The following is a 20,275-nucleotide window of genomic DNA, read 5'->3' as shown; positions in this document are numbered from 1 at the left end:
CGATAGGTTTAATTTATACACCCTCCGGCACCGGTTCGCCAAGTTTCTCGACATCCGATGCATCGATCGACGGCTTTCCGATCCGGCCCCGAGCTGCCGAATCAAGCCTTCAGGTACTGTTCCCGCGCACCGAGCCAACGGGCGAGATGCTGCGTGACGATGTCGGGGTACGCGGCAATCAGCCGCGTCGCGGCCTCGCGGGCCGGGTCGATCAGCCAGCCGTCGGTCTCGAGGTTGGCAAAGCGCAGCATCGCCGCGCCCGACTGGCGCGCCCCTAGGAATTCGCCGGGGCCGCGGATTTCGAGGTCGCGCCGCGCGATCTCGAAGCCGTCGGTCGTCTCGCGCATCGTCTTCAGCCGCTCGCGGCCGGTCAGCGACAGCGGTCCCGTGTACAGCAGCACGCACACCGACGCCGCGGTGCCGCGCCCGACGCGGCCGCGCAGCTGGTGCAGCTGCGCGAGGCCGAAACGCTCCGCGTGCTCGATCACCATCAGCGACGCGTTCGGCACGTCGACGCCGACCTCGATCACGGTCGTCGCGACGAGCAGCTGCACTTCGTTGCGCGTGAACGCCTCCATCACGGCGGCCTTGTCGGCCGGCGACAGCCGGCCGTGCACGAGCCCGACCTTCAGTTCGGGGAGCGCCGCCGCCAGCGTCTCGTAGGTTTCGACGGCCGTCTGCAGCTGCAGCGTCTCGCTTTCCTCGATCAGCGGGCACACCCAGTACACCTGGCGCCCGGTCAGCGCGGCCTCGCGCACGCGGGCGATCACCTCGTCGCGCCGCGCGTCGCCGACGAGGCGCGTCAGCACGGGCGTGCGGCCCGGCGGCAGCTCGTCGATCGTCGAGACCTCGAGATCCGCGTAGTACGTCATCGCGAGCGTGCGCGGGATCGGCGTGGCCGACATCATCAGCTGGTGCGGCTGGAAATCGCGCGCGCCGTTGGCCGCGTTCGCGGCCTTCGCGCGCAGTGCGAGACGCTGCTCGACGCCGAAGCGGTGCTGCTCGTCGACGATCACGAGGCCGAGCCGCGCGAATTCGACCGTGTCCTGGATGATCGCGTGCGTGCCGATCACGAGCTGCGCGGTGCCGAGCGCGGCCGCCTCGATCGCCGCGCGCTTCTCCTTCGCCTTCAGGCTGCCCGCGAGCCACGCGACCGACACGCCGAGCGGCTCGAGCCATGCGCGCAGCTTGCGCGCGTGCTGTTCCGCGAGGATTTCGGTGGGCGCCATCAGCGCGGCCTGGTAGCCGGCGTCGATCGCCTGCGTGGCGGCCAGCGCCGCGACGACCGTCTTGCCGCTGCCGACGTCGCCCTGCAGCAGGCGCTGCATCGGGTGCGCGAGCGTGAGGTCGTGCGCGATCTCGTCGACGACGCGCGCCTGCGCGCCCGTCAGCGTGAACGGCAGCGCCGCGTAGAGCCGCGTCGTCAGCGCATCGGCGTCGCTCGCGGTGCGGCGCGGCATCGCGGGCGCGGCACGCGTGCGGCGCTCCTCGTGCGCCCGCTTGAGCGACAGCTGCTGCGCGAGCAGCTCCTCGAACTTGATGCGCGTCCACGCCGGATGCGAGCCGTCCATCAACGCGGCTTCGTCGGAATCGACGCGCGGGTGGTGCAGGATGCGCACGGCCTGCTCGAGCGTCGGCACGTCGAGCGGCTTCAGGTAGTCGCGCTGGATCTCGGGCGGCAGCAGCTCGGGCAGCGGCGTGCGCTCGACCGCATTCTCGATCGCCTTGCGCAGGTAGGCCTGCGACACGCCGGCCGTGCTCGGGTAGACGGGCGTGAGCACCTGCGGCAGCGGCGCGTCCGCTTCGACGACGCGCACGGCCGGATGCACCATCTCCATCCCGAAGAAACCGCCGCGCACGTCGCCACGCACGCGCAGCCGCTGGCCGACGGCCATCTGCTTGACCTGCGACCCGTAGAAATTCAGGAAGCGCAGCACGAGCTGCTCGCCGTCGTCGTCCTGGATCTTCACGACGAGCTGGCGGCGCGGCCGATAGGCGACTTCGTTGTCGAACACGACGCCTTCGGTTTGCGCGATGCCGCCCGGCAGCAACTCGCCGATCGGCGTGAGCGTGGTTTCGTCCTCGTAGCGCATCGGCAGATGCAGCACGAGATCGATCGAACGCGTGAGGCCGAGTTTCGCGAGCTTGTCGGCGGTTTTCACCGGTTTGTCGGCGGCAGGCTTCTTCTTGCGCTTCGTGCCCGATGCACCGGGCGCGTCGGCGTCGTCGCCGCCCGCGCCCGGTTCGACGTCGGGCGCGGCGGCAGCGGGCTGCGCGAGCCGGCCGTCGGCGCCGCGCTTCGGGCCGGCGCGGCGCGCGCCGGCGGCCGATGCGGGCGGCGCGGGCGGCGCGGGCGTGGCGGCATCGTCCGCGTCGAACGGATCGGCGGAATCGGCAACGGCGGCGGCGGAACGGCGTGGTGACACAGGCATCGGATCGTCAGGGTGCTTCGCAAGGCAAGTACAATAGCGGCTTTCACGTCGTCCGAACGAACGACGCCGGCCAGGCCGCGCATCCCGCCATCATAGCGGCTCGCGCGCCCCATTTACGCGTTTCCGCCCTGCCGGCGACGCCCGCCGGCCGCTTCGAACCAGCCCGCATGTTCACGCTTTCCGATTTCGATTTCAATCTGCCGCCCGAGCTGATTGCCCAAACCGCGCTGCCCGATCGCACCGCGAGCCGCCTGCTCGAGGTCGACAATACCGCCGAGCCCGCGCGCCTCGTCGACCGCCGTTTCACCGAGCTGCCGTCGTGCATCGCGCCCGGCGACCTGCTCGTGTTCAACGATACCAAGGTGCTGAAGGCGCGTTTCTTCGGCCAGAAGGCCAGCGGCGGCAAGATCGAGGTGCTGATCGAGCGCTTGACGGGCACGCACACGGCGCTCGCGCAGATCCGCGCAAGCAAGTCGCCGGGCGCCGGCACGACGCTGCGTCTCGCCGACGCATTCGACGTGACGGTCGGCGAGCGCGTCGAGCCGTTCTTCACGCTGCACTTCCCCGCGCCGTGCCTCGACCTGATCGAGCAGTTCGGCCGCCTGCCGCTGCCGCCGTATATCGAGCACGACGCCGACGCGACCGACGAGACGCGCTACCAGACCGTCTATGCGAGCAACCCGGGCGCGGTCGCCGCGCCGACGGCCGGGCTGCATTTCGACCAGCCGCTGCTGGCGAAGCTCGACGCGATGGGCGTCGAGCGCGCGACGCTGACGCTGCACGTCGGCGCCGGCACGTTCCAGCCGGTGCGCGTCGAGAACATCGCCGAGCACAAGATGCACAGCGAGTGGTACGACCTGCCGCAGTCGCTCGTCGACAAGATCGCCGCGGCCCGCGCACGCGGCGGCAACGTGATCGCGGTCGGCACGACGTCGATGCGCGCGCTCGAAGCCGCCGCGCGCGCGGCCGACGAAGCGGGCCGACCGCTCGCGGCGACGCAGGCCGAGACCGACATCTTCATCACGCCCGGCTACCGGTTCCGCGTGGTCGACCGGCTCGTCACGAATTTCCACCTGCCGAAATCGACGCTGCTGATGCTGGTGTCCGCGTTCGCGGGCGTCGAGACGATCCGCGCCGCGTACCGGCACGCGATCGAAGAACGCTACCGCTTCTTCAGCTACGGCGACGCGATGCTGCTGACGCGGCGCGACACGCCGGAGGCGCCGGGCGCGTAAGCGCGGCAGGTGCGATGGCGCGCCGGCGCGCGACTGCGCAACGGCCGCTACGCTTCGCGCTGTCGCGCGCCGCGCCGGTGTCCCCGCGCTGTTGCCCCGTTTTCCTGCGGTACGCGCTACGATGGCGCGCACCCGCTTTTTCCCGCCGCCGGTTACCCGGCGGCGTTTCCAACATGCGCCGGACTTGCGATCCGGAGTCAGCGCTTCAGCGCATACTCCGGTCCCATGCAACGCATTTCCGGTGGCAAGGAGAATGACGCGATGACCGAAGGTTCATCCCACGATACGCACGCGCCCGTGCAGGACCGCCCGGCGAACGGGCTCGAATTCGAACTGCTGACGACCGACGGCCATGCGCGCCGCGGCCGTGTGAAGCTCAATCACGGCGTGGTCGAGACGCCGATCTTCATGCCGGTCGGCACCTACGGCACCGTGAAGGCGATCCAGCCGCGCGAACTGCACGAGATCAAGGCCCAGATCATCCTCGGCAACACGTTCCACCTGTGGCTGCGTCCGGGCCTCGACACGATCGACGCGCACGGCGGCCTGCACGGCTTCATGGGCTGGAACAAGCCGATCCTGACCGACTCGGGCGGCTTCCAGGTGTTCTCGCTCGGCGACCTGCGCAAGATCACCGAGGACGGCGTCACGTTCGCGTCGCCGATCAACGGCGACAAGCTGTTCCTGTCGCCGGAAGTGTCGATGCAGATCCAGAAGGTGCTGAACTCCGACGTCGTGATGCAGTTCGACGAGTGCACGCCGTACGCGACCGACGGCGTGCCGACGACGCACAAGGAAGCGGCCGACTCGATGCGCATGTCGCTGCGCTGGGCGAAGCGCTCGCTCGACGAATTCAACCGGCTCGGCAACCCGAACGCCCTCTTCGGGATCGTCCAGGGCGGGATGTTCGAGGACCTGCGCGACGAATCGCTCGCGGGCCTGGCGGAGCTCGGCTTCCACGGCCTCGCGATCGGCGGGCTGTCGGTCGGCGAGCCGAAGGAAGACATGATGCGCGTGCTGCGCCACGTCGGCCCGAAGCTGCCGGCCAACAAGCCGCACTACCTGATGGGCGTCGGCACGCCGGAGGATCTGGTGGAGGGCGTCGCGAACGGCGTCGACATGTTCGACTGCGTGATGCCGACCCGCAACGCGCGCAACGGCTGGCTGTTCACGCGCTTCGGCGACGTGAAGATCCGCAACGCGACGCACAAGAACTCGCTGAAGCCGCTCGACGCGAGCTGCACGTGCTACACGTGCCAGAACTTCTCGCGCGGCTACCTGCATCACCTGCACCGCGTCGGCGAAATCCTCGGCGCGCAGCTCAACACGATCCACAACCTGCACTACTACCTGCAGCTGATGAGCGAGATCCGCGAGGCGATCGAAACGCATACGTTCGACGCGTTCCGCCAGCGCTTCGCGGAGGACCGTGCCAGAGGGGTCGACTGACCGGCCGGCGGGCCATACCGCGCCAGTCGCATAGGACGCGTACTAAATAACGCGTTTCGATGGCCCGTCGCGACCGCCAAATATTACAATTGCCTTTCCAAACAAGTCGCAACGGTATCGGTTCGCGCTTTAACAGCTTGATCCGAAAGCGCATTTGCCGATCCGTTTGCACATGGGGCCGGTGGTAGAATAACCGGCTTATTTTTCGATCTTCCCCTACGGAGAGACCAACGTGCCGTTCATTTCCAATGCCTTCGCGCAAGGCGCCGGTGGCGCCGAATCGAGCCTGATGAGCTTCCTGCCGCTCATCCTGATGTTCGCGGTGCTCTACTTCATCATGATCCGTCCGCAGATGAAGCGCCAGAAGGAACACCGCAACATGCTCGCGGCCATGGCGAAGGGCGACGAAGTCGTCACGAGCGGCGGCCTCGTCGGCAAGGTGACGAAGGTCACCGAAGGCTACATCGGCGTCGAAATCGCCGAAGGCACTGAAATCACCGTGCAGAAGGCTGCGGTCACGACCATTCTGCCGAAGGGCACGATCAAGTCTCTGTAAGCCCTTCACCGAGCGTCCGGCTCCCCGCGCCGTGCCCGCCTGAGAGAGCGGGCCGCCGCGGCGCCGGACGCGACGCTTTCACGCCAACCACCCGTTCGGCCCCCTCATGAATCGTTATCCACTCTGGAAATATGTCGTGATGGTCGTGGCGCTCGCCATCGGCCTTCTGTACACATTGCCCAACTTCTTCGGCGAAGCGCCGGCGGTGCAGGTGTCGAGCGGCAAGGCCACGGTCAAGCTCGACTCGACCACGCTGACCCAGGTCGAAGCGGCGCTCGCGTCCGCGCAGATCACGCCGGACGACGTCACCTTCGAGAACACGGCGACCAACGCGAACATCCGCGTGCGCCTGAAGGACACCGATACGCAGCTGCGCGTCAAGGACCTGCTGCAGAAGTCGCTGAACGCCGACCCGAACGATCCGCAGTACGTCGTCGCCCTGAACCTGCAGAGCGCGTCGCCGCGCTGGCTGACGGCCCTGCACGCGCTGCCGATGTATCTCGGCCTCGACCTGCGCGGCGGTGTCCACTTCCTGCTGCAGGTCGACATGACGGGCGCGCTCACGAAGAAGCTCGACTCCGACGCGTCCGACGCACGCTCGCTGCTGCGCGACAAGAACATCCGTGACGGCGGCGTGAGCCGCGTCGACCAGTCCGTGGTCGTCAACTTCAGCGATGCGCAGACGGCGGAAGACGCCCGCAAGGTGCTCGCCGCGTCGATCACCGAACTACAATGGGCGACCCAGCCCGGCGGCGGCGGCACGCAAGTCGTCGGCACCTTCACGCCGGCCGTGCAGAAGGCCGTCGAGGACGCGGCACTCAAGCAGAACCTGACGACGCTCCACAACCGCGTGAACGAACTCGGCGTGTCCGAGCCGATCCTGCAGCAGCAAGGCAGCGACCGCATCGTCGTCGAACTGCCGGGCGTGCAGGACACCGCGAAGGCGAAGGACATCATCGGCCGCACCGCGACGCTCGAGGCACGCCTCGCCGACCCGATCAACACGCACCCGAACCCGAACGACCCCGTTCCGCCGGGCGAGGAGCTGTTCACGCAGGGCAACCAGGCGCCCGTGCTGCTGAAGAAGGACGTGATCTTCACCGGCGACCGCATCATCGACGCATCGGCCGGTTTCGACGAACATCAGCGTCCGTCGGTCAACATCCGCCTCGACTCGGCCGGCGGCCGCGCGGTGCGCACGGTGTCGCGCGACAACATCGGCAAGCCGATGGCGATGGTGCTGTTCGAGAAGGGCAAGGGCGAAGTGCTGACGGTCGCGACGATCCAGTCCGAGCTCGGCGACCGCTTCCAGATCACGGGCCAGCCGACGCCGCAGGCCGCGGCCGACCTCGCGCTGCTGCTGCGCGCCGGTTCGCTCGCCGCGCCGATGGACATCATCGAGGAACGCACGATCGGCCCGAGCCTCGGCGCGGACAACATCAAGATGGGCGTCCACTCGGTGATCTGGGGCTTCTGCGCGATCGCCGTGTTCATGATCGCGTACTACATGCTGTTCGGCGTGGTGTCGGTGATCGGCCTGTCGGTGAACCTGCTGCTGCTCGTCGCCGTGCTGTCGCTGATGCAGGCCACGCTGACGCTGCCCGGCATCGCGGCAATCGCGCTCGCGCTCGGCATGGCGATCGACTCGAACGTGCTGATCAACGAGCGCGTGCGCGAGGAACTGCGCGCCGGCCAGCCGCCGCAGCTCGCGATCCAGGCCGGTTACGCGCATGCCTGGGCGACGATTCTCGACTCGAACGTCACGACGCTGATCGCCGGTCTCGCGCTGCTCGCGTTCGGCTCGGGCCCGGTTCGCGCGTTCGCGATCGTGCACTGCCTCGGCATCCTGACGTCGATGTTCTCCGCGGTGTTCTTCTCGCGCGGGATCGTCAACCTCTGGTACGGCGGCCGCAAGAAGCTGAAGTCGCTCGCGATCGGCCAGGTGTGGAAGCCGGAAGGCGCCGCTGCCGCCGCATCGTTCACCGACGCGGACGAATCGACCGACACCGCGCGCGCCGCGAAGCTCGCCGCCCCGGCGAAGGGCAACGCGCCGCGCGCCGGCAAGCCGCAGCTGCGCAACCGCGCGCAGCAAGGCGTGTCGCCGAAGAAACCGGGCTCGACCCAATAAGGCCCCGGAGACGAGACCATGGAATTTTTCCGCATCCGTAAAGACATTCCGTTCATGCGGCACGCGCTGGTGTTCAACGTGATCTCGCTGGTCACGTTCCTCGCCGCCGTGTTCTTCCTGTTCCACCGCGGGCTGCACCTGTCCGTCGAATTCACCGGCGGTACGGTGATCGAGGTGCAGTACCAGCAGGCCGCGGAACTCGAACCCGTGCGCGCGACGCTCGGCAAGCTCGGTTATGCCGACGCGCAGGTGCAGAACTTCGGCACGTCGCGCAACGTGCTGATCCGCCTGCAGCTGAAGGAAGGCCTCACGTCCGCGCAGCAGAGCGACCAGGTGATGGGCGCGCTGAAGGCGCAGAACCCCGACGTCACGCTGCAACGCGTCGAGTTCGTCGGCCCGCAGGTCGGCCGGGAGCTCGCGACCGACGGCCTGCTCGCGCTCGCGTGCGTCGTGATCGGCATCGTGATCTACCTGTCGTTCCGCTTCGAATGGAAGTACGCAGTGGCCGGCATCATCGCCAACCTGCACGACGTCGTGATCATTCTCGGCTTCTTCGCCTACTTCCAGTGGGAGTTCTCGCTGGCGGTGCTCGCGGCGATCCTCGCGGTGCTCGGCTACTCGGTCAACGAGTCGGTCGTCATCTTCGACCGGATCCGCGAGACGTTCCGCCGCGAACGCAAGATGAACGTGCAGGAAGTGATCAACCACGCGATCACGACCACGATGTCGCGCACGATCATCACGCACACGTCGACGGAAATGATGGTGCTGTCGATGTTCTTCTTCGGCGGCCCGACGCTGCACTACTTCGCGCTCGCGCTGACGGTCGGCATCATGTTCGGCATCTACTCGTCGGTGTTCGTCGCGGGCTCGCTCGCGATGTGGCTCGGCATCAAGCGCGAAGACCTGATCAAGGAAAAGAAGACCGCGCACGATCCGGACGATCCGAACGCGGGCGCGCAGGTTTAAGCGCCGCGCCGTTTCGGCATCGCACCCAAGCCGGCCCATTCGGGCCGGTTTTTTTATGCGCGGGCCGCCGCGGTACACGGCGCGCGGGCGACACGAGCAGCGCCGTCGCGGGCGTCGGCTACAATCGTCACCACCCTGCCCCGCTTGCATGCCGGCCGCGCGCTGGCCGGGCAAGCACACTCGCCACCCGTCCCAACGTGCGGTCCCGATGATGCCTCCCATGCGTGCCGTTCGTCGCCTTGCCGCCTGCGCAGCCGTCGCGGTCGGGCTCCCGCATGCGCCGCTCGCCGTCGCGCAAGCGGCATCCGCGCCGCCCGCCGCGGCATCGGCCGCCACCCCGACGCCGTCGCCCTGCCCGCCCGACTGGGAACCGCAGCTCTGCGAACTGAAGGCGGCCGTCGAAGTACTGAAGAAGCAGCACCTGACCGATGTCGACATCGGCGCGCTGCTCGACGCCGCCACCCACGACGGGATCAAGACGCTGCCGTACGCGCGCTTCTTCAACGCGAAGGAGGAGCAGGAGCGGCGCGACGACGAGCAGCGCGCGCGCAACGGCACACCGGGCATCGGCATCGTGTTCGAGACGCGGCCCGACGGGCTGCACATCATCGACGTGATTCCCGACGCACCGGCCGAGAAAGCCGGCGTGCGGCCGGACGATCTCGTCGTCGCGATGAACGACCGGAGCGTCGTCGGCATCGACAGCGGCGAACTCCTGAAACTCGCGAAGGGCGACGCGGGCGTGCCGCTGAAACTCACGGTGCAGCGCGGCCCGAAGCATGCGGTGCTGACCTTCGCGCCGGTGCGCGCGATCGTCAAGCCGCATCCGGCGATCGCCAAGCGGCTCGACGGCGACATCCTGTACACGCGGCTGTCGAGCTTTCCGGAGCCGGCGGTCGGCGATTACATCGACGCGGTGCAGGCCGCGCGGCGCACGGGCCCGCCGGTGACAGGCATGATCCTCGACCTGCGCATCAACGGCGGCGGCGCGCTCAACGCGGCGATCGGCATCACCGCGCTGTTCGCGGGACGCGACCGCACCGCGATGGTGACGGTCGAGCGCGGCGACACGCAGCGCCGCCGCTACACGACCAACTGGCCCGACTACGCGCTGCCCGTCATGCACGGGCAGGATCCGCTGGCACCGCTGCAGGCCGACGACTGGTGGCGCACCGTGCCGCTCGTCGTGCTCGTCGACGGACAGAGCGCGTCGGCCGCCGAGGCGACCGCGGCCGCGCTGAAGGATCTCGGCCGCGCGAAACTGCTCGGCATGCCGACCTACGGGAAGGGCCTCGCGCAGACGGGCGTCGACCTGATCGACGGCACGCGCCTGAATTTCACGTATGCGCGCAACCTGCGGCCGAACGGCTGCCCGATGGACGGCTACGGCGTCGTGCCGGACTGGCTCGTGCCACCGCGCCGCGACTCGGACGTCGACGGCGTGCTGCTGTGGTACCGGGAAGCCGATCTCGCGCGGGCGCCGTATGCGGACCGGCTGGCGCCCGACCCGTTCGCGCAGGTGCGCAAGGCGCGGCAGGCGCTGCGCGAGCAGCGCGTGCGCGCGAAGGTCGATACGGCGAGGAGCACGGCGCTGCCGCAGCGCGCGTTCGGCACGGCCGGCGACTGGCAGCTTCGGCAGGCGCTCGCCGCGCTCGCGGGGCGTCCGGTGCGGACCGTCGACGCGCCCGCGCAACTGATGCCGGCGCAGCCGGTATGCGAGCGCGCCGACAACTGACGCGCCGCCCCGCTACCGGAAACCGAACCGTCGACGGAGCACGGCCAGCGCCGCGAGGCTCAGCACGGCCGCGAACATCAGGTAGAAACTGGGCGCGGTCTTCATCCCGGTCGCGCGGATCAGCCACGCGATGATGAACGGCCCGAAGCCGCCGAAGATCGTCACCGCGACGTTGTACGCGAGCGACATCCCGGTCGTGCGCGTCTGCACCGGAAACACCTCGGACAACAGGCCCGGCAGCGCCGCGAAGTAGCCCGTCATCAGGAACGCGAGCAGCACCTGCAGCGCGATCAGCGTGCCGAAGCCCGGATGCGCGACGAGGTACGCGAACGCCGGATAGATCAGCACGAGGATGCCGACGGCCGGCGCGATCATCAGGCGCACGCGGCCGTATCGATCCGACCAGTGGCCGACGAGCGGCGCGAACGCCATCTGGATCACGCCGACGACGAGGATCGCCGCGAACGCGGCGGACGGCGCGAGGCCGAGCTGCTTCACGCCGTAGGTCGGCATGAACAGCACGAGATAGGTGGCGACGGTGCCGAGCACGACCACGCCCATCGCGGCAACCAGGCGCGCCTTGTGCGAGGCGAACGTGTCGCGCAGCGGGTTCGCGGTGCCTTCGGCCGCGAGGAATTCGGGCGTCTCGTCGACCTTCGTGCGGATGTAGTACGCGACGGGCCCGAGCAGCAGCCCGAAGAAGAACGGCACGCGCCAGCCCCACGACGCCATCTGCGCGGCCGAGAGCTGCGCATTCAGCACGGTGCCGAAGCCGGCGGCGAGCAGCGTCGTGAGCCCCTGGCTCGCGACCTGCCAGCTCGCGAAGAAGCCGCGCCGGCCCGGCACGTGTTCGGCGAGGAACGCGGTCGCGCTGCCGAACTCGCCGCCGGCCGAGAAGCCCTGCATCAACCGCGCGGCGACGAGGATCACCGGCGCGGCGACGCCGATCGTCTCGTAGGTCGGCAGCACCGCGATGATCAGCGTGCCGGCCATCATCAGCAGGATCGACAGCGTGAGCGCGGCCTTGCGGCCCGCGCGGTCGGCATACGCGCCGAGCACGATCGCGCCGAGCGGCCGCATGAAGAACGACACGCCGAACGTGCCGAGCGTGAGCAGCAGCGACACGGTGTCGTTGCCGGCCGGGAAGAACAGTTTCGCGATCGTCACCGCGAAGAAGCCGTAGACGACGAGATCGAACCACTCGAGCGCATTGCCGATCGACGCGGCGACCACCGCGCGCCATACGCGCGGCGACGAGGCAATGGAACGGGACGGCGTGACGGCATGCATCGGCGATCTCCTTGTCGTTGTACGTTCTGTTCGAGGCAGCCGCTGTCGCGCCGTCGGCCTGCCCGGCGCCGCACGCGGCGCTCGGGCGATTATAGGCGCGCAAAAAAAACCGCCGCGCCCCCGGTAACGGGAGCGCGGCGGTCGGGCCCGCGGCAGGCCGGCACGGCGGCCGGCCTCGCCGGAAGCCTTACTGCTGCTTGACCGCTTCGGCCGTGATCAGCAGCTTCGTCTTCATCTTGAAGCCGTACTGCTTGCCGTAGTCGAGGCCGAAGTCGTCGCGGCTGAATTCGCCGACCGCGTCGACGCCGCACACTTCACGCTTGAGCATCGGGTGCGGCATGCACTTGAACGAGTCGATCTTCAGCGTGAGCGGCTTCGTGACGCCGTGCAGCGTCAGGTTGCCGACCACCGACACCGGCTTGTCGCCGTCGAACTTGATCGTGCCCTTGTAGTTCGCCTGCGGGAACTTCGCCACGTCGAAGAATTCGGCCGTCTGCAGGTGCTCGTCGAGCTTCGCGCTGCCCGTGTGGATCGACGCGATGTCGGTCGTCACGTCAACCGTACCGGTCTTCGCCGCGCGGTCGAGCGTCACGGTGCCGCTCGACTTGTCGAACTTGCCGCGCCAGACCGACAGGCCGCCGAAGTGGTCGGCCTCGAAGCTCGGGTACGTGTGGCTCGGGTCGAACTGGTACGTCGCGCTTTCGGCGAAGGCCGAGAACGACAGGGACGCAGCCAGCGCGCCCGCGGCGATGATCAGATGCTTTTTCAAACTCATTCTCCTTGGAACGGCGCCGCGCCCTCGCGCGGCATTCGGGTGAAGCGACAGCCCGCCGCTTACTTCGTGGCGACGAGATGGAACTTGATCTGCACTTCGTCGGCGACGATCGACGTGTCCTTCCACTCGCCGGTGCCGACGTTGAAGGCCGAACGCTTGATCGGCAGCACGCCGTCGAACGTCTGCGTCGCGCCGCTTTGCGCGACCGTGACGGGCACCGTGACGGTCTCGGACTTGCCCTTGATCGTCAGCTTGCCGGTCACGTTGTACTTGTTGCCGCCCGCCGGCGCGATCGCCGACGACACGAACGTCGCCTGCGGATACGCCTTCGCGTCGAACCAGTCCTTGCCGGCGACCTGGTCGTTGTACATCTTGTCGCCGAGGTCGAAGCTCGCGATGTCGATGGTCATTTGCGCGCTGCCCTGCGCGGCCTTCGCCGGATCGAACTTCACCTGCGCGGAAAACTTCTTGAACGCGCCTTCGGTCGGCACGTTCATCTGCTTCGACACGGCGGACACCTTGCTCTTCGCGAGATCGACATCGGCGTGCGCCGCGCCCGACGCGACAAGTGCCGCCGCGGCGAACGCGGTCAGCATGGAGCGGGAGAAAGACACTTTCATGGGATCCTTCATTTGGCAAAGGGAAGCATTCGCGACAGCAGGCCGTCGCGGTCCAACACCTGGTGCTTGAGCGCCGCGAGCACGTGCATCGCGACGAGTGCAAGCAGAATGTAATTCAAAGACACGTGCAGCGTCTTGAAGGTTTCCTTGAGCGCCGGATCGGGGTCGATCAGCCGCGGCAGCGGCACGATGCCGAGGTACACGACCGGGATGTTCGATGCCGAGCTGTACAGGTAGCCCGTCACCGGGATCACGATCATCAGCGCGTAGAGCAGCATGTGCACGCCGTGCGACGCCGCGCGCTGCCACGCGGGCGTATCGCCGGGCAGCGACGGCGGCAGGTGGGTCGCCCGCCACAGCACGCGGATCACCGCCAGCGCGAACACCGTCACGCCGATCCACTTGTGCCACGAGAAGTACTTCAGCTTCGTCGGCGTGAAGCCGGGGATGTCGGTCATCACCCAGCCGAGCGCGAAGCCGCAGACGATCAGCAGCGCGATCAGCCAGTGCAGCGCGATTGCGGTCTGCGTGTAGCGCACCGGCCGGGCCGGCAGCGAATTCGATGCCATCTTGGAGTTCCTCAGTTCAGCGAACGGCCGCGCCGGCCAGGAGTCCGACGCTTGTCAAGGGCGCCATGCTACCGCAACCTTTTGACGCGCGCGGACTCTGAGGACAGGCGTGCCAGCCGGCTGACGGCTTCCCGCCATGTTACCGATCGGTCACGACGCGCACGATCCTTGACACACCGAAAAAGGCCTTTTGGTAAGATTGGCGCGGGTTCCGGCCCCGTCGACGCGTTCCCCCAGCCGTCGCACAACTGCCTTTTCCATGCAACGAAACGACCTGATTGCCTGTCACGAGTGCGACGCACTGTTGCACAAACCACGCCTGAGCGGCCGCGAAATCGCGCGCTGCCCGCGCTGCGACGCGCTGCTGTACCGCAACAGCGCCGCGCAGATCGAGCGGATCTGCGCGCTCGCGCTCGCCGCGCTGATCACGTTCACGATCGCGCAGGCGTTCCCGATCCTCGAAATGGACGTGAACGGCAACCGCGTGCAGACCACGCTGATCGGCGCGATCGATTCGCTGTGGCACCAGGACATGGCGATCGTCGGCGTGATGGTGTTCTGCTCGACCGTGCTGTTCCCGCTCGTCGAGATGGCCGCGCTGCTGTACCTGCTGCTGCCGATCCGCCGCGGCGTCGTGCCGCCCGGTTTCAACCTGGTCCTGCGCGCGATCGAGCTCGTGCGGCCGTGGGGCATGATCGAGGTGTTCATGCTCGGCATTCTGGTCACGATCGTGAAGATGGTGAGCCTCGCGCGCGTCGTGCCCGACGCCGCGCTGTTCGCGTTCGCCGCACTCACGCTGATGATCGCGGTCGTGCTGATGTTCGATCCGCGCACGCTGTGGGACATCGCCGACGACCTGCGCGCCGGGCGCTCGCCCGGGCAACCCGACTCGGCCGCCCCGCTGCCGGAAGCCGCCCGCCGATGACGACACCGACCGCCGCACGCGAAGGCTACGCGAGCTGCCACACGTGCGGGCTCGTACAGACGCTCGACCGGCCGCACGCGCACTGCGCGCGCTGCGGCACCGCACTGCACTTCCGTACCCCGAACAGCATCATGCGCACCTGGGCGCTGCTGCTCGCGGCCGCGATCCTCTACATTCCCGCGAACCTGCTGCCGATCATGCGCACCGCGTCGATCGTCGGCTCGCAGGAAGACACGATCATGAGCGGCGTCATCTATTTCTGGGTGTCGGGCGACTGGCCGCTCGCCGTCGTCGTGTTCGTCGCGAGCATCCTCGTGCCGATGCTCAAGCTCGGCGTGCTGCTGATCCTCGTGATCAGCGCGCAGCGCCGCACCGCGTGGCGGCCGCAGCAGCGCACGCGGCTGTTCCGGATCGTCGAGCGCATCGGCCGCTGGTCGATGCTCGACATCTTCGTCGTGACGCTGACCGTCGCGCTCGTCCATTTCCGTTCGCTCGCCGTCATCACGGCCGGCCCCGGCGCGCTCGCGTTCGGTTCCGTCGTGATCCTGACGATGCTCGCGTCGATGCAGTTCGATCCCCGCCTGATCTGGGATCCAGTCGAAAACTCAGGGAATCACCATGAATAGTCCACAAGGCCCGCAGCACGACGCGCCCCGGCCGCCCGATCCGACGATCTCGACGAAAAGCGGCTGGCTGCCGTCGCTCGTCTGGCTCGTGCCGCTGATCGCCGCGCTGATCGGCATCGGCCTCGTGATCAAGTCCGTGCGCGAACGCGGCCCGGAAATCACGATCAGCTTCCACAGCGCCGAAGGGCTCGAGCCCGGCAAGACCCAGGTCAAGTACAAGGACGTCGAGATCGGCACGGTCAAGACGATCAAGCTGTCGAAGGACCTGTCGCGCGTGCTCGTCCAGGTGCAGCTGAAGAAGGAAGCCGAGGACTTCGCGGTCAAGGGCTCGCGCTTCTGGATCGTGCGGCCGCGCGTCGGCGCGACCGGCGTGTCGGGGCTCGGTACGCTGCTGTCCGGCGCGTACATCGGCGTCGACGCCGGCCACGGGCAGGATACGCTGACCGACTTCACGGGCCTCGAGACGCCGCCCGCCGTCACGGGCGACCAGAAAGGCACGCAGTACGTGCTGCGCGGCGATTCGCTCGGCTCGGTCGACATCGGCTCGCCGGTCTATTACCGCCGCGTGCAGGTCGGCCAGGTGGTCGGGTTCTCGCTCGACAAGGACGGCACGGGCGTCACGTTCAACGTGTTCGTCAATGCGCCGTACGACCAGTACGTCGGCGTCAACTCGCGCTGGTGGCAGGCGAGCGGCGTCGACCTGCGGCTCGATTCGAGCGGCCTGAAGCTGAACACGCAGTCGCTCGCGACGGTGATCCTCGGCGGCATCGCGTTCCAGACGCCGCCGAACCAGGGCAGCGGCGCGACGGCGCCGAACAACACGACGTTCCGCCTCGGCTCCGACGAAGGCGACGCGATGCGCGACCCGGACGGCCAGCCGCTGCAGGTCGTGATGAACTTCAACCAGTCGCTGCGCGGGCTCGCCGTCGGCGCGCCGGTCGACTTCCGCGGCATCGTGCTCGGCGAAGTGACGAACATCGGCATCGACTTCGATCCGAAGACGAAGAACTTCCTGATGCCGGTGACGATGAACGTGTATCCGGAACGCCTCGGCCGCCGCTTCCGCGAATCGATCGAGAGCAAGGGCGAACCGGCCCGCCGCGAGATCGTCGAGCGGCTCGTCCAGCACGGGCTGCGCGGCCAGCTGCGCACCGGCAACCTGCTGACGAGCCAGCTGTACGTCGCGCTCGACTTCTTCCCGAAGGCGCCGGTCGTGAAGATCGACACGGCACGCCAGCCGCTCGAGCTGCCGACCGTGCCGAATACGCTCGATGAACTGCAGCTGCAGGTCGCCGACATCGCGAAGAAGCTCGACAAGGTGCCGTTCGACCAGATCGGCGCGAACCTGAACAGCGCGCTGTCAAACGCCGACAAGCTGTTCAAGCAGCTCGACACGCAGGTCGCGCCGGAAGCGCGCGACACGCTGTCGGCCGCCAAGCAGACCTTCTCGACCGCCGAGGCGACGCTGCAGCAGGATTCGCCGCTGCAGTCCGACGTGCGCGGCGCGCTGAAGGAACTCACGCGCACGCTGCAATCGCTGAACGCGCTCGCCGACTATCTCGAGCGTCACCCCGAATCGCTGCTCAAGGGCAAGCCAGGAGACAAGCAATGACGACACGCGTGAACGGTTTCGCGCGCAGCGCGGCGGCGGCCCTCGCCGCCCTCGCGCTCGCCGCGTGCAGCTCGCCGCCCGCCCGGTTCTACACGCTCAGCCCGGCCGACGCCGCGGCGCCGCTGCGCACCGCGCCGGCCAACCCGGCGTTCCTGATCGAGGTGCCGTCCGTCGGCGTGCCCGAGCAGGTCGCGAAGAACCAGCTGGTCGTGCAGAAGAACGCCGCGCAGGTCGACGTGCTCGAGCAGGAGCGCTGGGCGTCGCCGCCCGCCGACGAGATCCGCCGCGCGCTGTCGGACGATCTCGCCGCGCAGCTCGGCACGATCGACGTCGCAAATTCCGCGACGCCGCCCGGTGTGCCCGTGTATCGCATCAGCGTGAACGTGCAGCGCTTCGAGTCGTGGCCGGGCAAGCGCGCGGCGGTCGACGCGGTGTGGAGCGTGCGCTCGCTCGCCACGCAGGCCGTGATGACGTGCCGCACGAGCGTCGCGGAACCGGTCGCCGACGGCTACGACGCGCTCGTCGCCGGCCACCGGCGCGCGCTCGACGTGATTGCGACGCAAGCCGCGGCCGGCGTACGCGCGATGGCCGCACGCCGCGGCACGGCGGCCACGCCGGCGCCTGCGTCCGGCAGCAAGACGGCCGCCGCGCCGGTCGTGCCGTGCCCGGCCAACCCGACCTCGGGCGGCGACGCCGGCGCGACGGGCAAGTCCGGCGCCTGAGCGGGCGCCGCGCAGGCGAGCGTTCGATGCGACGCTGGCCCGCGCGGCGCATCCGATAGCGATCGCCGCCCGTTACCGGCCGGCATCACGCCGCCGCGACCGGCCCCGCGCATCGCGCCGAACCGCGAGTTTGCATTGTTTGTCAAATCGGCCGGAACCGGCGCCGGCCAACGCGGTCGGCTTGCGTTTTCCGGCCCGATTGACGATCCTACGCACTTTCCGGCTCGCGCCGTTCGTCGTGCGCGCCAGCCAGCGGCGCCGGGCCGCGTTCGGCCCGACCGCCGTGCCTCCCGGCGCCCGCACGCGATCGGCGTGCAGCGCAGCGGGGCAGCCGCATCGCGGGTTGCCGCGCATCGTCCGGCCACCGCCCCGTCTCACCCGTTCTCCCCGGCGCCGTGCCGCTTCCCCGGCCGGCATCCCGAACCCGCCCGTCCAGGGCTTTCGCTATTCCGTTTATGTTTCGTTCCCTGACGACCCTGATCAAGAAGTGGCGCGCGTCGCGCAATGCCGGTCACCAGCTCGATGCGCTGCTCGCGCACGCCGACGCCGATGCATCGTATGCCGAGCGCAGCGAATGGCTGATCGAGCTCGCGCACTGGCTGCGCCGCAACGGCACGATGCAGGAGACCCCGGCCGAGCGCGACGCCGACACGCGCGCGTATCCGGCCCATGCGCGGCTGCGCTACCTGTTCCACGTGCTCGATCGCAACCCCGCCTGGAAAGCGCACGCCGCGCGCATCCTGCGCGGCATCCTGCGCGAATGCGACGGCATCTCGCTGCTGTGCGACGCCGGCATGCCCGTGCACTCGGGCTTCTTCGGCGCGCTGTTCGAGCGGATCGACTCGTCGCTGATCCCGCCCGCGCCGAACCGCCGCGAGCTGTCGGCGCTGTTCACGCTGATGTTCCCGGCACCGGAGGACGCGAAATGGATCGACGCGCTGCCCGACGACCTGCTCGCGCGCCTCGCCGAGCTGATCTCGTTCGACGTCACCGAGGAGGAACGCCACGAGCCCGGCTCGTTCTCGCGCGACCTGCTGGCCGCGCTGCATAACCTGACCTGCCAGATCAGCTCGACCGGCCTGTCGCAGACGGTGCGCAGCCGGCTGTCCGACGACGATGCGCGCAAGCCGCTCGAATCACAGCCGTTCTACCGCCTCACGCGCGCGATGCTCGCGGTCGAGACCGCGCACGCGGCCGTCGAGGACGGCGGCGACCCGAGCAAGCTGCTGCACGAGGTGAACTACCTGCGCGTGCTGCTCGACGAATGCCGGATCGCCGTCGACGACGTGTTCTCGCACCTGTACCGCAACGGCGTGTCGGTCGACATCGTGTTCCAGGTCGAGCGGATGCGCATGCGCATCCTGCGCGCGGAGACGCTGCTGAACGCGTGGATGGCCCGCGACGACCTGCACGGAATGGCCCGCCTGACGGCCGAGCTGGTCGACGCGAACCAGAACAGCCAGAGCGTCACGCACCTCGTGCGCAGCAACTTCTCGCTGTTCGCGCGCAAGCTCGTCGAGACCAACGCGGACACGGGCGAGCACTACATCTCGCGCGGCCGCGCCGAATACCTGAAGATGCTGCGGATGGCCGCGGGCGGCGGCCTCGTCACCGTCGTGACCGTGTGCGTGAAGTTCGCGATCACGGGCGCGCACCTGCAGTCGATGCTCGAAGGGCTGCTCGCGGGCATCAACTACGCGGCCAGCTTCATGCTGATGCACTTCCTGCACTTCACGCTCGCGACCAAGCAGCCCGCGATGACCGCGCCGACGCTGGCGCGCGAACTCGACGACACCGGCCACGACGAAGGCGTGAAGGCGTTCGTGTCGTCGGTGATCGCACTGATCCGCACGCAGGCGGCCGCGATTTCCGGCAACGTGCTCGTCGTGCTGCCCGTCTGCCTGCTCGTGCAGCTGTTCGCGGGCAACGTGCTGCACACGAACGTGATCTCGCCGGAGAAGGCGCATGCGACGCTGCACTCGTTCTCGCTGCTCGGCCCGACGCCGTTCTACGCGGCGCTCACGGGCGTGCTGCTGTGGGCGTCGAGCCTGCTCGCGGGCTGGGCCGACAACTGGTTCGTGCTGCACCGCGTCGGCGACGCGCTCACCTACAACCGCCGGCTGCGCCTCACGCTCGGCGCGGCCGGTGCCGCGAAGCTCGCGCATTTCTGCCGGTCGAACGTCGCCGGCGTGGTCGCGAACGTCGGCCTCGGCCTGATGCTCGGCCTGATCCCGGCGATCGTCAGCGTGTTCATGTTCCCGTTCGAGGTGCGTCACGTGACGCTGTCGGCCGGCTCGATCGGGGTCGCGCTCGGCGTGCTGGGCAAGGGTGCGCTGAGCACGCCCGAACTGTGGTGGGCCGCCGCCGGCGTGCTCAGCATGGCGATCCTCAACGTGCTCGTGAGCTTCGCGCTCGCGTTCACGATGGCCGTGCGCTCGCGCAGCCTGCGCCCGACCAAGGTGCGCGCGCTCGTCGCCGCGATCGTCCGCACGATGCTGTCGAATCCGCTCGCGCTGTTCTGGCCGGCCGGCGGCCAGGCCGCGCGCGCCGGCCACACGGGCTCGCACTGACCCACTGAACCCGCGGCGGGCGCGTCAGGCCGCGCCGCACCGGTCTCCCGGTGCGCGCCCGC

The 20,275-nt window shown here is 68.7% G+C and carries 16 protein-coding genes; 11 read left to right on the top strand and 5 right to left on the bottom strand.

Translation table 11 applies throughout. From position 1 onward, the window contains the following. Positions 1-101 precede the first annotated feature (101 nt). Positions 102-2,432: an ATP-dependent DNA helicase RecG gene (gene recG / locus WJ12_RS03235; protein ID WP_059557334.1), complete on the bottom strand. Its 2,331-nt coding sequence runs from the start codon at positions 2,430-2,432 to the stop codon at positions 102-104. A 167-nt stretch (positions 2,433-2,599) separates the two neighbouring features. Between recG and queA the strand changes: the two genes are divergently transcribed. The 6 genes from queA to WJ12_RS03205 all read left to right on the top strand — a co-directional run bounded on the left by queA (position 2,600) and on the right by WJ12_RS03205 (position 10,504). Continuing rightward, complete coding sequence (gene queA / locus WJ12_RS03230) at positions 2,600-3,667, top strand: tRNA preQ1(34) S-adenosylmethionine ribosyltransferase-isomerase QueA (RefSeq protein WP_059557336.1); 1,068 nt, start codon at positions 2,600-2,602, stop codon at positions 3,665-3,667. Positions 3,668-3,928: 261 nt separating this feature from the next. After that, entirely contained in the window at positions 3,929-5,116 is a 1,188-nt protein-coding gene (gene tgt, locus WJ12_RS03225; RefSeq protein WP_049028475.1) for a tRNA guanosine(34) transglycosylase Tgt, read from the top strand. Positions 5,117-5,348: 232 nt separating this feature from the next. Beyond that, positions 5,349-5,672, top strand: a complete 324-nt coding sequence (yajC, locus tag WJ12_RS03220; RefSeq protein ID WP_006476868.1) for a preprotein translocase subunit YajC — start codon at positions 5,349-5,351, stop codon at positions 5,670-5,672. Between the two features lie 106 nt (positions 5,673-5,778). Beyond that, positions 5,779-7,800, top strand: coding sequence for a protein translocase subunit SecD (gene secD, locus WJ12_RS03215; RefSeq protein WP_049028476.1), 2,022 nt, complete (start codon positions 5,779-5,781; stop codon positions 7,798-7,800). A gap of 18 nt (positions 7,801-7,818) precedes the next feature. Continuing rightward, positions 7,819-8,769 (top strand): protein translocase subunit SecF, encoded by a 951-nt coding sequence (gene secF, locus WJ12_RS03210; protein ID WP_034187142.1) that lies wholly within the window; start codon positions 7,819-7,821, stop codon positions 8,767-8,769. Between the two features lie 220 nt (positions 8,770-8,989). Next, positions 8,990-10,504 carry a S41 family peptidase gene (locus WJ12_RS03205; protein ID WP_034187141.1) on the top strand — a complete coding sequence of 505 codons (1,515 nt, stop codon included), beginning with the start codon at positions 8,990-8,992 and terminating at the stop codon, positions 10,502-10,504. Positions 10,505-10,516: 12 nt separating this feature from the next. Here WJ12_RS03205 and WJ12_RS03200 read toward each other — a convergent pair whose 3' ends face one another. From WJ12_RS03200 to WJ12_RS03185, 4 genes are all read right to left on the bottom strand, one after another. After that, complete coding sequence (locus tag WJ12_RS03200; protein WP_059557337.1) at positions 10,517-11,794, bottom strand: MFS transporter; 1,278 nt, start codon at positions 11,792-11,794, stop codon at positions 10,517-10,519. A 187-nt stretch (positions 11,795-11,981) separates the two neighbouring features. Then, positions 11,982-12,563 (bottom strand): YceI family protein, encoded by a 582-nt coding sequence (locus WJ12_RS03195; protein WP_034187441.1) that lies wholly within the window; start codon positions 12,561-12,563, stop codon positions 11,982-11,984. 65 nt (positions 12,564-12,628) lie between these two features. Further along, on the bottom strand, positions 12,629-13,189 hold the full coding sequence (locus WJ12_RS03190; protein WP_034187440.1) for a YceI family protein: 561 nt from the start codon (positions 13,187-13,189) through the stop codon (positions 12,629-12,631). Positions 13,190-13,197: 8 nt separating this feature from the next. After that, a complete protein-coding gene (locus tag WJ12_RS03185) occupies positions 13,198-13,758 on the bottom strand; it encodes a cytochrome b (RefSeq protein ID WP_034187139.1) in 561 nt (186 codons plus the stop codon). 259 nt (positions 13,759-14,017) lie between these two features. Here WJ12_RS03185 and WJ12_RS03180 point away from each other — a divergent pair, with 259 nt between their 5' ends. The 5 genes from WJ12_RS03180 (at position 14,018) to WJ12_RS03160 (ending at position 20,213) form a co-directional block, all read left to right on the top strand. Beyond that, positions 14,018-14,683, top strand: a complete 666-nt coding sequence (locus WJ12_RS03180) for a paraquat-inducible protein A (RefSeq protein WP_034187138.1) — start codon at positions 14,018-14,020, stop codon at positions 14,681-14,683. Continuing rightward, positions 14,680-15,309, top strand: a complete 630-nt coding sequence (locus tag WJ12_RS03175; RefSeq protein WP_049028430.1) for a paraquat-inducible protein A — start codon at positions 14,680-14,682, stop codon at positions 15,307-15,309. The genes WJ12_RS03180 and WJ12_RS03175 overlap by 4 nt, the downstream gene beginning before the upstream one ends. Next, the gene (locus WJ12_RS03170) at positions 15,302-16,921 is read left to right on the top strand and encodes a PqiB family protein (protein WP_034187136.1); all 1,620 of its coding nucleotides are present in this window, start codon (positions 15,302-15,304) and stop codon (positions 16,919-16,921) included. The genes WJ12_RS03175 and WJ12_RS03170 overlap by 8 nt, the downstream gene beginning before the upstream one ends. Continuing rightward, complete coding sequence (locus tag WJ12_RS03165) at positions 16,918-17,643, top strand: PqiC family protein (protein WP_034187135.1); 726 nt, start codon at positions 16,918-16,920, stop codon at positions 17,641-17,643. Before WJ12_RS03170 ends, WJ12_RS03165 begins: the two co-directional genes overlap by 4 nt. Before the next feature lie 455 nt (positions 17,644-18,098). After that, complete coding sequence (locus tag WJ12_RS03160; protein ID WP_059557339.1) at positions 18,099-20,213, top strand: site-specific recombinase; 2,115 nt, start codon at positions 18,099-18,101, stop codon at positions 20,211-20,213. The last annotated feature ends 62 nt before the right edge of the window (positions 20,214-20,275 follow it).

This window comes from Burkholderia seminalis, from assembly GCF_001718535.1.
Classification (GTDB): Bacteria; Pseudomonadota; Gammaproteobacteria; order Burkholderiales; family Burkholderiaceae; genus Burkholderia; species Burkholderia seminalis.
This window is presented reverse-complemented; position numbering and strand designations above follow the sequence as displayed.

Excerpts from the sequence above, each read along its gene's own strand:
- recG (WP_059557334.1), bottom strand. The coding sequence starts at position 2,432 with ATGCCTGTGTCACCACGCCGTTCCGCCGCCGCCGTTGCCGATTCCGCC.
- queA (WP_059557336.1), top strand. The coding sequence starts at position 2,600 with ATGTTCACGCTTTCCGATTTCGATTTCAATCTGCCGCCCGAGCTGATT.
- tgt (WP_049028475.1), top strand. The coding sequence starts at position 3,929 with ATGACCGAAGGTTCATCCCACGATACGCACGCGCCCGTGCAGGACCGC.
- secD (WP_049028476.1), top strand. The coding sequence starts at position 5,779 with ATGAATCGTTATCCACTCTGGAAATATGTCGTGATGGTCGTGGCGCTC.
- secF (WP_034187142.1), top strand. The coding sequence starts at position 7,819 with ATGGAATTTTTCCGCATCCGTAAAGACATTCCGTTCATGCGGCACGCG.
- WJ12_RS03205 (WP_034187141.1), top strand. The coding sequence starts at position 8,990 with ATGCGTGCCGTTCGTCGCCTTGCCGCCTGCGCAGCCGTCGCGGTCGGG.
- WJ12_RS03200 (WP_059557337.1), bottom strand. The coding sequence starts at position 11,794 with ATGCATGCCGTCACGCCGTCCCGTTCCATTGCCTCGTCGCCGCGCGTA.
- WJ12_RS03190 (WP_034187440.1), bottom strand. The coding sequence starts at position 13,189 with ATGAAAGTGTCTTTCTCCCGCTCCATGCTGACCGCGTTCGCCGCGGCG.
- WJ12_RS03185 (WP_034187139.1), bottom strand. The coding sequence starts at position 13,758 with ATGGCATCGAATTCGCTGCCGGCCCGGCCGGTGCGCTACACGCAGACC.
- WJ12_RS03180 (WP_034187138.1), top strand. The coding sequence starts at position 14,018 with ATGCAACGAAACGACCTGATTGCCTGTCACGAGTGCGACGCACTGTTG.
- WJ12_RS03175 (WP_049028430.1), top strand. The coding sequence starts at position 14,680 with ATGACGACACCGACCGCCGCACGCGAAGGCTACGCGAGCTGCCACACG.
- WJ12_RS03170 (WP_034187136.1), top strand. The coding sequence starts at position 15,302 with ATGAATAGTCCACAAGGCCCGCAGCACGACGCGCCCCGGCCGCCCGAT.
- WJ12_RS03165 (WP_034187135.1), top strand. The coding sequence starts at position 16,918 with ATGACGACACGCGTGAACGGTTTCGCGCGCAGCGCGGCGGCGGCCCTC.
- WJ12_RS03160 (WP_059557339.1), top strand. The coding sequence starts at position 18,099 with ATGTTTCGTTCCCTGACGACCCTGATCAAGAAGTGGCGCGCGTCGCGC.